At 69.6% G+C, this 11,207-nt stretch carries 8 protein-coding genes and 2 CRISPR repeat arrays (1 of these 10 cut by a window edge); all 8 genes read right to left on the reverse strand.

Going from position 1 to position 11,207, the window contains the following annotated elements; all coding sequences use genetic code 11:
- A CRISPR array of direct repeats spans nucleotides 1-488; the repeat unit is 28 nt; unit sequence GTCGGCCCCGCACCCGCGGGGGTGTTCC (it extends 2,093 nt beyond the left edge of the window).
- Nucleotides 489-588: 100 nt separating this feature from the next.
- The gene (gene cas2e, locus ACF08D_RS19415) at nucleotides 589-867 is read right to left on the reverse strand and encodes a type I-E CRISPR-associated endoribonuclease Cas2e (protein WP_383444986.1); all 279 of its coding nucleotides are present in this window, start codon (nucleotides 865-867) and stop codon (nucleotides 589-591) included.
- Complete coding sequence (cas1e, locus tag ACF08D_RS19420) at nucleotides 864-1,934, reverse strand: type I-E CRISPR-associated endonuclease Cas1e (RefSeq protein WP_392223939.1); 1,071 nt, start codon at nucleotides 1,932-1,934, stop codon at nucleotides 864-866. The genes cas2e and cas1e overlap by 4 nt, the downstream gene beginning before the upstream one ends.
- 4 nt (nucleotides 1,935-1,938) lie before the next feature.
- Complete coding sequence (gene cas6e, locus ACF08D_RS19425; protein ID WP_392224103.1) at nucleotides 1,939-2,760, reverse strand: type I-E CRISPR-associated protein Cas6/Cse3/CasE; 822 nt, start codon at nucleotides 2,758-2,760, stop codon at nucleotides 1,939-1,941.
- A gap of 5 nt (nucleotides 2,761-2,765) precedes the next feature.
- Nucleotides 2,766-3,572, reverse strand: a complete 807-nt coding sequence (cas5e, locus tag ACF08D_RS19430) for a type I-E CRISPR-associated protein Cas5/CasD (RefSeq protein ID WP_392224104.1) — start codon at nucleotides 3,570-3,572, stop codon at nucleotides 2,766-2,768.
- Between the two features lie 74 nt (nucleotides 3,573-3,646).
- Nucleotides 3,647-4,831: a type I-E CRISPR-associated protein Cas7/Cse4/CasC gene (gene cas7e / locus ACF08D_RS19435; RefSeq protein ID WP_392223940.1), complete on the reverse strand. Its 1,185-nt coding sequence runs from the start codon at nucleotides 4,829-4,831 to the stop codon at nucleotides 3,647-3,649.
- A 171-nt stretch (nucleotides 4,832-5,002) separates the two neighbouring features.
- Complete coding sequence (gene casB / locus ACF08D_RS19440; RefSeq protein ID WP_392223941.1) at nucleotides 5,003-5,605, reverse strand: type I-E CRISPR-associated protein Cse2/CasB; 603 nt, start codon at nucleotides 5,603-5,605, stop codon at nucleotides 5,003-5,005.
- An 85-nt stretch (nucleotides 5,606-5,690) separates the two neighbouring features.
- Complete coding sequence (gene casA, locus ACF08D_RS19445) at nucleotides 5,691-7,421, reverse strand: type I-E CRISPR-associated protein Cse1/CasA (RefSeq protein WP_392223942.1); 1,731 nt, start codon at nucleotides 7,419-7,421, stop codon at nucleotides 5,691-5,693.
- A 256-nt stretch (nucleotides 7,422-7,677) separates the two neighbouring features.
- Nucleotides 7,678-10,680: a CRISPR-associated helicase Cas3' gene (gene cas3 / locus ACF08D_RS19450; RefSeq protein ID WP_392223943.1), complete on the reverse strand. Its 3,003-nt coding sequence runs from the start codon at nucleotides 10,678-10,680 to the stop codon at nucleotides 7,678-7,680.
- Nucleotides 10,681-10,868: 188 nt separating this feature from the next.
- Nucleotides 10,869-11,201: direct repeats of the CRISPR family, unit length 28 nt; unit sequence GTGGGCCCCGCACACGCGGGGGTGGTCC.
- Nucleotides 11,202-11,207 lie beyond the last annotated feature (6 nt).

Here is an 11,207-nt window from a genome sequence, read left to right on the forward strand (position 1 = left end):
GGGGTGTTCCGAGGCCTGGTACCCGCTCGACGTCGCCCAGGCGGTCGGCCCCGCACCCGCGGCGGTGCGCTGCCCATCGCGCTCCTCCTCCCGAGGGTCGGCCCCGCACCCGCGGGGATGTTCCGCCCCGGGGACCGTCCGGGGTCTCCGGGGCTTGGTCGGCCCCGCACCCGCGGGGATGTTCCGTGCGCTGCCTGGTCAGGGCTTCCGCACAGGCGTCGGCCCCACACCCGCGGGGATGTTCCGTGGACGATGTCGGCGTAGTAGGCGTAGTCGCCGTCGGCCCCGCACCTGCGGGGATGTTCCCGACCCACCCGAACACCAGGGGGCACCCGTGCTGTCGGCCCCGCACCCGCGGGGGTGTTCCCGGTGCCCGCCGTGACCGTGAGGCGATCTTCGCGTCACCCCCACACCCGCGAGGTGTTCCCCGACTGTTCGCGGGCCTGGCCTTCACGATCACGTCGGCCCCGCACCCGCGGGGGTATTCCGACCCACCAGGCGTACGGCGCGCTCCGCCACATGTCCACCTCCCTCCCCGCGAGGCGGGATGGATTGCCGTCACCCCATCGAGTGAGGGCGCCCCATCCCTCAACGCCGGTTTCGCGCGGACAGGATCAGCCCCTCATAGTCGACGGGGCGCCAGCGGTCGCGGCCGGCTGTTCGGACGGCCCAGCCCTGCTCGTTGGCGGCCGGTTCGACGAGGACGGCCTGACCGTCGCCGATGCGGGCGGCCAGCAGTTCCCAGAGGCGGTCCCGGATGCGGCGGCTTGGGTTGCCGACGAAGACGCCCGCGTTCACTTCGACCATCCACCGGGTGAGGTGGCCGCGGAGGCCTTCTGGAGCTGCGATCAGGACGATGACGGTCATGACGGCTGCTCCGGGGCCGGCGCGGTGGTGTCGGGTTCGGGACCGATGACGGCGATGTGCTGTTCGCCCATGGTGGCGGCCGAGAACGATTCCGTGCCGGCCGTCGGTGACGATGGTCCGGCGGAGATGACCGCCGAAAGCTCGCTCGACGACCAGTTGACTCCGGCGGCGACGGTGCCGGTGCGTTCGTCCCACAGGGCGCTGGTCTCGGGGGTGTCGAAGTCGGTGTCGGGTGGGTTGAGGAGCGTCTTGATGTCGCTGACGATGCGGCCGAGGAGTTTGGTCTCGACGATCCGGTCGCGCAGGGCCACGCGGGCGTCACGTTCGTCGGTGAGCCCTTGGGCGGCGAGATCGAAGGCGAGGGGGAGGGTGTATTCGCCTTTGTAGAGATCGGCTATGTCCAAGTTGAACGAGATGGCGGAGCCGGTGTGGACGAAGCCGAGGCCGGGGCTGGCGCCGAGGCCGACGACGACGGCGTGGCAGATGCCGTACAGGGCGGTGTTGGCGGCGGAGAAGAGGCGGTTGACGTCGTCGCCGGCGGCGAAGGCGTCGCCGGTCTTGTAGACGCGACCGTTCCAGGGCACTCCGGTACGGCGGGAGTGCTCCTGATAGAGCCGCTTGAAGCGGGTGCCCTCCCGGCCGCGGAGCTGCTGCATGGTCGCCTTGGAGACGTCCTCGCCGGGAAAGCGCATGGCGTACATGGCGCGGGCGACGGCCAGGCGTTCCTTGGGCCGGGTGACGAGCCAGGCCTGCCGGTGGAGCAGGCCGGCGCTGCGGCTGGGGCCGAGGCCCGCTGCGTACATGCGGACGCCTTGCTCACCGACCCAGCAGATCGCGGTGCCGGAGTCGGCCAGCAGGCGGATGGCGCCATGGGTCACGCGGGTTCCGGGCCCGAGGAGGACGACGGCGATCATGGCTGCGGGGATGCGGACAGTTTCGCGTCTGTTGATGACGACGACGGCGTTGTCGTCCCGGTCGAGGTGGCTGCGCTCGACGTAGACGCTGGAAACGCGGTCGACAAGGCGGTGCAGGTCGTGGGGGTCAGCTTTCCACCAGATGTCGGCCATCCCTTCAGCCCCTCGCCTCGGGCAGCGGTGCGAGGGTGAGAAGACCGCAGCCGTAGGCCTTCGAGGGGCCGATGCCGGCGAGCAGGCTGGAACGGAAGAGCTGGGTGTCGGTGATGCGGAGGCGCCCTTCGAAGGTGGCGCTGTGGAAGACCACGGTGTGCCCCTTCTCGTGCTTGCGGAAGGAGTGCCGGTGGCGTGCGGTGATGCGGACCTCGAAAGGCGGGTTGGTGTCCGGGCGGGAACGGCGCGGCTTCGCAGTGTCGGGGGCGGTGGCTGGGGGGCGTGGCTGGGGGCCGGTGGCGGCGGCCTCCAAGTGCACCGCGGGGATGTCGAACCCGCGACGGGGGGCCTGGCTGAGGATCCAGGCGAGCTGGGCGGAGGCGGTGCGGTGTCCGAGGCGGAAGCTGCGGGGGCGTTTGTTGCCCGCTTCGGCGTGGGCCGCAAGGCGTTCGGCTTGCGTCCGCGTGGGCTTGGTGGGTGTCCGGGTGTTCTGGACGGGGCTGGCGGTCAGCCGGAAGGCGAACTCGCGGCCGACGGCGAGTTGGGCGAGTACGGGGGCGTAGTCGCGTACGGCGGCGTGCTCGCCGTCGGCGTCCGGCCAGCCGACTTGCTCGACGACGTGGGTCCAGTCGGGGCGGGAGCGGGTCAGGACGAAGAGGTACGGCCGGTGAGGGTTGTCCGGGTCGAGGCGCCAGAGGACTCGCTCGTCGTCCGTGTGGTCGGGCAGACCGCCCATCACGGCCGCGTGCAGAGCCCGGGGGTTGGCCAGCAGGGTTCGGCTGGCGGCGCGCAGAGGATTGATGCGGATGCGGGAGAGGTAGGTCATGGTGGTCACCAGCCCAGCAGGGCGAAGGGGTCGTGGGCGGGGTCGTCGGCAGGGTTGTCGTGGGCGTCGCTGTCTGCGTTGTCGTACCCCGAGGGGATGGTGAGCCAGGTGTGCCGGACGCGGCGGCTGGTGAAGCTGCGCTGGTGAGGGTCGAAGGAGACGGGAGCGTCCTGGAGGACGTCGTGGCCGTTCGGGTCCTCCAGGGTGGCTGATCGGTCGATCGACGGGGGGTAAGCGGGTCGGCCGAGCCGGCGCTCGCGGCCCAGTCGGGCGGCGTACTGCTTTCGCGCGTGGTCGCTGGGCTGCCACGGTTCAGTGCGCAGGGCACTTTCCATGTCGGTCGACCGGATACCGAGGCAGAGGGGCTGGGTCGGCGGGCAGGAGCGGCGACCCAGGGCCAGCGGGAAGGCGGGCGCGCGCAGGGCGGTGTCGAGGGTGAGCAGCAGATCGCGAGGTCCGCTGATCGCGGCGACGAACACGGCGTCCTGGAGGTAGTACCGGGTGGTCACATGGGTGTGCTTGGCGGGTGACGTGGGCTTCTGGGTGCCCTTGGCCGTCACACCGGCCTGCGGAAGCGGACGGCCCCGGTAGTCGCTGACGGTGTGGTAGTCGCGCAGGAGGGTGCCGGGCTGGTCGACGCGGATGCCCAGTCGCAGACCCAGCAGCTCGCCCAGCGGCTCCTCCCTGGGCAGACCTACCGAGGCCGCGAGCAGGCCGATGACGCCCGACTTGGTGGGTTCGGCCCCGGTGTCGCGCCGGTTGAAGGCGCTGCGTACACCCCAGGACTGCAGGGGTCCCGCCAGCCGCAGCATGAGCACGGCGTGGTCTTCGCCGATCCCGGCCGACTCGGCGTTCGGCGAGCGGGCAGGCTCGGTGGCCGGGGCGGTCACTGTGCGGCCTGCTTGAGGCTGTCGGTGAGGTGGGCACGCAGCCCGCTGAGGAGCTTGGGGAAGGGAACGGGGCTCCCGAAGGCCTCTTGCAGGGCTTCGCCGGTTTTGGGGGCGTCCATGTAGGTGTGTGAGGCGGCGGTGAAGGCCGGGGTGTCTCCCCAGTTGGCGATGGCCTGAAGGTGCTCGCGTGCCAGTCGGCGGGCAGACTCCGCCGCGATGCCGGAGGAGTTCGCTCCCGCAATCGCGCTGACGGGCCTCTCGAAGGCGGAGACGAGGTTGACGGGCTGGTCCCGCCGGACGACGACGCTCACGAGACTGGGGAGGGTGCGGTGGGCGAAGGCGTTGGTGTAGCCGTTGGGAATGGAGCGGGCGAAGGAGGTCACGAACTCTTCGACCGCGTGGATGGCGGTCTCTCCTTCGGTCAGGTTCTGCAGGAGCTGGTGCACTCCCACGGTCGCGTACCGGTACAGCGTGGCGGAGTTGAAGCCGATGCTGCCGATCATGCCGGCGCCGGTCTCCTCGTCGGACTGCTGATCGTCCACGGCGGTGAAGTAGTCGAATTCCAGCTCGACGGCGTGGGTCGACAGCGCGTGGGCCACCTGCGCCGCCGCGTCCACCTTGAGGGACGGGACGTCGGCCACCATCCGGCCGAACAGGGCCACGTCGATGGGGTGACCGGTGCTGAACTTCTCACGCACGGCCATGGTCTTGACGATGTCGGCCAGGGCATCGTCATCGAGTGCGGCGAGTTCCTGCGCCCTGTCACGTACCAGTGCGGCCACGGCGTCGAGTTGGCGACGTCCGTAGAAGAGCAGGTAGGCAGTGTCACCCTTCTTCTTGCCGACGCTGAGGTCGAGCTGGGACAGGAGGGCCTCGGCCAGGCGGAGGGCGGGCTCGTCGCCCAGCTCCGTACCGTCCTTGATTTGGTCGGCCAGCGCGGCGATGACGCGGCGCGTGCGAGTGGCCAGGTCCTGCTCCGGTACGCGCTCGGCGAAGTGCTTACGTGTTGCGTGCTTCCATGCCTGGGAGGAGACCCGTGAGCGGCGAACCCCGCCGTAGAAGGCCTCCTTGGGGTTGCCCTGGTCGTCGCGGTTCAAGTTGGCAGGCGGCACTGTCTGCAGGATGTGGACGTCGACGTAGATCCGGGGCTCCGGGATGCGGGCGGTGGCAGTAGGGCGCATGCGAGTCGTCTTTCGTGACAGATGGTGAGTGGGTTCGTCGAGGTACGCGAACGCTGCCCGCTACCACCTGGTGGTGTGGCAGCGGCGGACAGGGAACGTTGCGCGGCAGTTCGGCCCGGCCCCAGGTGCTGGGAGGTGCCGGCGGTCGACCCCTGGAGGGACTCGGGACTGTTACTCGTCGTCCGGGCGGGGGCGGCGCAGGTGGTAGGCGAGTCCCCACTGTCGGCGGACCCTCAACCGCCCTTCCGGGTAGTGCCAGCGCTGGATGTCCAGGAGCAACTGGTCGTAGTCCAGCGGCTGATGTACGACGCGGAGCTGGGAGACCAGGCCCCTGAGCCGGTGGACGAGCGCGCCGACGGTGGTGGCGCTGACCGCGGCGGCGACGCGGCGGTCCACGGCGTCTTCGCCGAATCGGTCGTGGAGGGCTCGCAAGGCCTTTCCGGTGCTGGTGCCGCGCCGGTGCATGGCGTCGCTCTGGCCCTGCTGGTGGAGTCCGTAGAGGGAAAGTGCGGCGTGCTCTGCTTCCAGTTCGTCGGTGATCCGGCCGTCCGTGAAGGTGCTGTAGTAGGGCCACAGGCGTGGCTCGGTGAAGGCGCTCCGGCCGAGACCGGCCCTTAGCGCGGCGAGTTCCTCGCCGGGAGGCCGGCGGGAGCCGCGGTGGTGGTGGTCGGTGATCCACTCACCGTGTTCATTGACGCGGCCGTGCCAGTAGCGGTTCGTGGGTCCAGGGGCGGGGATACCGGGGTGCTGACTGGGCTGTGACGTGGTGGACATGCTGGGCAGCTTTCGACGTCGCCGCTGGCGGAGGGCGCAGCGGGGGCAGGGACAGGTGAATCGCTGGGCAGCGGAAACGGTCTGTTCAGCGCTCGCTGGTGCTGCGCGCTGCCGCACGTCGGCGGAGGATCGTGGCCAGACGGCTCCGGAAGGCGGCTTCGGCGGTATTGAGGCGGTACACCTGCTCCTTGCCGTCCTTCTTGATCTTCCGGCCGGTGAATGCGGTGGGCGGGGCCGTGGTGAAGAGCCCTTCGGCCACCCGCCAGGTGATCTGCTCGGCCTTCGCCTCCCATGCTTCGAGGCCCTGCTCACAGCGGTCGAAGTCGTCACCCGCCTTGCACAGACCGGCGAGCAGCCGGCGTACGACCGGGTCGAGTGCGTGGAGGAGGGTCTCCCCGGGACGTTGGCCCTTGTCCCAGGGAATGGGTTCACTACCGACGGCTCGGCGCAGGTCCCCCGAGAGGTGGTTGAGAGCAGTGGCCAGGTCTTCCGCCTGCTGGACGACCCCCAGCAGCGCTCCGTAAACGTCGCCGTCCGGGTCCAGTGCGGTCACCGGCAGAGGGATGTCGTCGAAGTAGACGTCCTCGATGACGGCGGACTGGTTGCCGTAGGTGATGCCCGTGAGTTCGACGCGCAGAGGGTAGCGGTAGGGCAGTCGTCGGCTGATATCGCTGAGCTGTCTGAGTGCCCGGCTGCTGGTGAAGCCTCTGCGAGTGGCCGTCGCTCCGCGGTCCTGGTCGAGTGCCTGGATCGCCAGAAGGGCGTCGAGACCGCGCCAGCCGGCGCGCCCGGGCAGGTGGCGCCGGGGGCGCGCGGTCTTGGCAGCGGCAGACCGAGCTGACGGCGCGCGGCTGCGCGCACCGGCCGGGGGATCGGTGATCCAGGCCGTATGAGGCTCGGTGTCGGGGTTGAGGTCGAGCCGGTCGCCCGCTGCCACCAGGACTCGGGTCACCCGCGGGCCGTCCGGCGTCTCTTCCGGGATCAGGCGGATACGACGGGCCTGCCACGTCCAGATGTCGAGCAGGCCCCGGGCCGCTCTGGTCTGCCAAGCCGGAGTCGCGCAAGAGAGCGTCTCCCGCACATCCCCCTCCTTGGCCCGGCGTCGCCACTGCGGCAGGTCGTCCTGGAGAAGGGCCTGGCCGTACGGGATGTTGAGCAGGAGCGTCTGGTACAGGTTGGCGCCGATCGGCATCGTCACGCCGAGCTGACCGAGGGGTCCGGTCGGATTGCCAGTCGTCTTGCCGGACTTCGCCATGGGATCACCCACGGCGCCCGTTTTGATCGCGGCGGTGTCCCAGCAGTGCGTATGGATCAGCCAACGGGCCGCCTGGGCCGGGGTGAGCTCGAGTGCGTCCGCCTCGGTCCGGGACGAGAAGAGCGGCACATTGTTCCCCGTCGCCGCTGTGGCCACCAGGAGCGCCGAACCCTTGGTGTCCCCCTTGGCCGTGTGAAGATCGGCGACTTGGGCGAAGGGGTCGAGGGGGTCGAACAGGTTGAAGAGATGCTGGTGCTTGTCCAGGTAGTCCGCGAGGTCGGTACGCTGGCGCGCCGTGAAGGCACCTGCCTGGAACATTCTGAGCCACTCCGCGGCGTCCGCCGGTCGCCCGATGGCGTCGACCACCAGCGGTAGCAGCACCTGGCGGTAGATGGCGGCCTTCTGCGTGGGCAGGTCGACCACGATGTCCGTGAACTTGTCGGCTTCCAGAAGCAGTCTGCGTACGCTCTGCTCCGGCAGGACGTCATCGGGCCGATCACTCCGCAGAGCCGAACCGTCAGCCAGGCCGGCTTGCAGCCAGGGGTCGGTCAACAGGTTCATCAAGGTGATGAGCCCCTTCAATTCCTGAGGTCTGGCTTCGCCACAGCAGGTTGGCACACCTGCATAGGACAAGCGGGACGAATGAGAAAATCGCGGTGGCCCCGCTGCGGACGTGTCGACTCCGACGACGGATCGGCAGACGCTGCTCGCATCCGGAGCGGGGGTGTCCCGTGGTTCGGTCTGTGGCCGTCGTTGGCTCCGCCTCCGCGGGCAGGGAGGGTGCGGGTCCGTCGGCCCGCGCCCGTTCCCTTCCCGTTCACGGGCCGAACCTTCCAGTCGCGCTCAGAACCACTGTCAGCCCCAGCGCGTCGTCGTAACGGACCTGGTGGTCACCGAGTTGCCCCGCCCGTTCGCCGTCCAGTACGAGGGCCCGCGAGTAACGCAGGCGCGGGTCGCCCATCCAACCGGGGAGGGGGCGCAGTGTCTCGGCAGCCTTGGAAGCCGGGCCGCCGGGCAGTCGGACCGCGCCGCCCAGCACGTCATCAAGGAGGTCATCGGCCACATCACCGTTCGCGGAGAGTGCTCGCCCGGACAACGTCCGGTACGTCGCACCATCGTGGGTCACGAGCACCACTTCGGCGCTGGGCTCCCCATCCCGTACGACAGCGTCCAGCTCTCCGTCCAGTCCTGTTTCGGGCAAGGACACCTCGTGCAGGCCGGCCAGTGTGGCACCCTCCTTGTCACCTCGTCGGGTGAGGAGGTAGCGCTCGGCCTCTTCCGCCCTACGGCGTTGCTCCGTCTCCCAGAGCGACTGGGCGGCTTGTGCGTCCTCTGCCCATGGTGGTGGTACGACCTCGTCGGTGCCGTACACGGAGGCGACGAGTTCCGGTACCTGGCCAGGAACCGCCCACGTTCCCGCATCGGCTCCGTCAGCGTCCAGTGACTCTCTGACCACGGCAGCGGTGCGCAGGAGCAGATGCCGTCCGTAGATCGCTTCCGAGGCGGTGAGGAAGCGAGGCGACGCTTCTGGTGGTGAGCCGCAAGGAGCGGTCGACGCTTCACCTCCGGGGAGGCCGAGGCCGGTCAGGCCGGTCAGATACACCCGGGGCCGGCTGAGGCCGTCCGGCCGTACCCGCCCGTCGTGCCGGTGCAGCCGCCCGATCCGCTGGAGCAGCAGGTCGACAGGAGCCAGGTCGGTGACGAGCAGGTCGGCGTCGACGTCGAAGGACTGCTCCGCCAACTGCGTGGCCACGACGATCAACTGCTTGGGCCGCAGCGCATCGGTGCCCTGCTCCCCCGGAGCACCGAGCAGCTTCAGACATCGCTCGGTGCGGTCGGCTCGTGCTGCGACGGCCAGACGTCCGTGGAGCAGCAGAACAGTGTCCTTCCCGAACTCCGTACTCAGCGCGGTGTAGAGCGACTGGGCCCGGCCCACCGTGTTCCTGATCACCAGCGCGCAACCGCCATCGGCGAGTTCGGCGCGCAGGAGCGCCGCGATTGAACCGTCGGCCTTCCGCTGCGCCTCCTCGGATGCGGCTGCCCTGGAACGGTCGGGGACGACCTCCGGCAGAAGCGCGAGTTCCACCCGCAGATCGCTGCGCCACCCTTCGCAGGCATCGACGTGTATCCCGTACCCCGTCCCGTCGGAAGCCGCCCAAGCAGCCGTCACCGACGGATAGCGCTGGGAGTTCGGCAGTTCGTCGAGCGTGGCTTCCTCCTGCGACGCAGCGCCCGCAAGGTATGCCTCGACCAGTTTCTGGCGCTGTTGCGGGGGCAGTGTCGCGGACAGCAGCACCACGGGCACTTGAGCCTGACCCAGCCAGCGCAGCCCCTCCACGAGGAACTGCGACATGTAGACGTCCGCGGCGTGCACCTCGTCGAGCACCACGACCTTCCCGGCCAAGCCCGCCATACGCAGCATGACGTGCCGGCTGCGGGTCGCGGCGAACAGGAGCTGGTCGATGGTGCCCACGACGAATGGGCACAGCAGGCCTCGCTTCGCGCCGAGGAACCACTCGGCCGGCCCCCGCGCGGCCCCGGAGAGCCCACGCCCGGAGAAGGCAGCGACCCCAGGGCCGAAAAGATCATCGTCCTCGCAGTCCCCGTACTCGTTGACACCGGCGAAGTCGGCCTCCGGATCCCCGCTCTCCCGCCCCTCCACCAGGTCGCGCCACGCCTTGTTGAACATGCGCTTGCCGTGCAGAAGGGCCACCTGCGAGGCGAGGTCGCCGTCGCTGTCGCCGAGAGCGCCCAGCCACTCCCGCACCTGCTCGAACATCGGGTCGCTCGTCGCCTGGGTGGGCATCCCGATGAAGACTCCGTCGGCTCCGAAGCGGGCGGCCAGAATCTCCGCCGCCAGCAAGGCAGCCTTGGTCTTCCCCTCCCCCATCGGGGCCTCCACGATCAACAGCCCCGGCTGCTCCATACGGCGCGCCGCATCCATCACCAGCACCTGGGACGGTCGTGGATCGTGCCCAAACCGCTTGGCGAAGGCGTCACTCCCCGCCTCTTGGAGGTGTCGCCATCCTCCCCGGAGGCGCAACTCCTTCCAAGCCACCGCAGCTCGGCTTCTCGCGCTGTCCATGTGCACCTGCGCCAGCTGGTCCAAGCCCTCGAAGTGCTCCTGATCGCTGGCGATCCAGTCCGCCATGATGACCATGCCGCTGAGGTGCAACTGCGCGGCACGTGTCGGGACGTGGGCAGGCTGCACGGCACTCAGGCTCGGATACCCGAGTTCCCTGCTGAAGCGCTCAAGCAGAAGGGCCTGTACCCGCGGCCAGGGCTCGCCTCCCTGCATCTGCTTCCGCCCGGCCCGAGGTGGCTGCGTACGGTCCTCGGAGGGCACCGCTCCATGGTGCCCGGCCACGAGCGGCCACACCCATGCCACGTGCCGGTCTTCCCAATCGGCCTGCGGCAAGATCGTCTTCAGCAGGTACGCCCCTGCGAGCTCGTGACGCCACTTGGCGCGCGGGTTGGCGACCGTGGGCCCATGCCACCCGAGCCCGGCGCTGCGCACCGCATCAGCGCCAGGTGCCCATAGGTGCTGGAAGGCCGGCGTGGCCTTGCCGCAGTCGTGCACCCCACACAACCAAGCGAACAAGCGACGCCCGTCGCCGCCTGCGATGCCTTCCCAATACCTCTTGGTCGAGGCAGCCAGGAGCTCGTCCCAGATTCGCTCGGCGACCGCTGCGGTATCGAGCAGATGGGACAGCAGCAGGTTCGTCGTGCCCCCCGCACGGTCAGCCGACTTTCCCCAGAGGACAGCCAGGGCAGCCTCAGCTAATCGCGCCTCATCTTCCTGCCAGCCATCGGTGTCCATGGCTCCAACTCCCGCTCAGGTGATCTAAGTTGGATGGATCGTAGAACGAGGCACTGAAAATGGAGGGCCAAGTTCCCCGAAGGGGTGAGAACAATGCAGCGCGGTACGGCCTGCACGGAAGGGTGACGTGCCCGATGGCACCGATCGAAAATGGACCGACCTCGCGGTAACGTCACAGGTCAGCAAGTGTGGGCCCCGCACACGCGGGGGTGGTCCCTCCTCCGGGGCCTGGAGAGCTACCTCCTCGCCGTGGGCCCCGCACACGCGGGGGTGGTCCACGGGCTCAGCAGGAGCAACGCGAACGGGGACAGTGGGCCCCGCACACGCGGGGGTGGTCCGCCGTACCAGGAGGTGAACAGGCGGTCGTTGTAATGGGCCCCGCACACGCGGGGGTGGTCCCCCGCACCTCACCGAGTGCCCGCGCGACTGCGCGTGGGCCCCGCACACGCGGGGGTGGTCCACGGGCTCAGCAGGAGCAACGCGAACGGGGACAGTGGGCCCCGCACACGCGGGGGTGGTCCGCCGTG

The sequence above is a fragment of the Streptomyces sp. NPDC015131 genome (assembly GCF_043079975.1).
Lineage (GTDB): Bacteria > Actinomycetota > Actinomycetes > Streptomycetales > Streptomycetaceae > Streptomyces.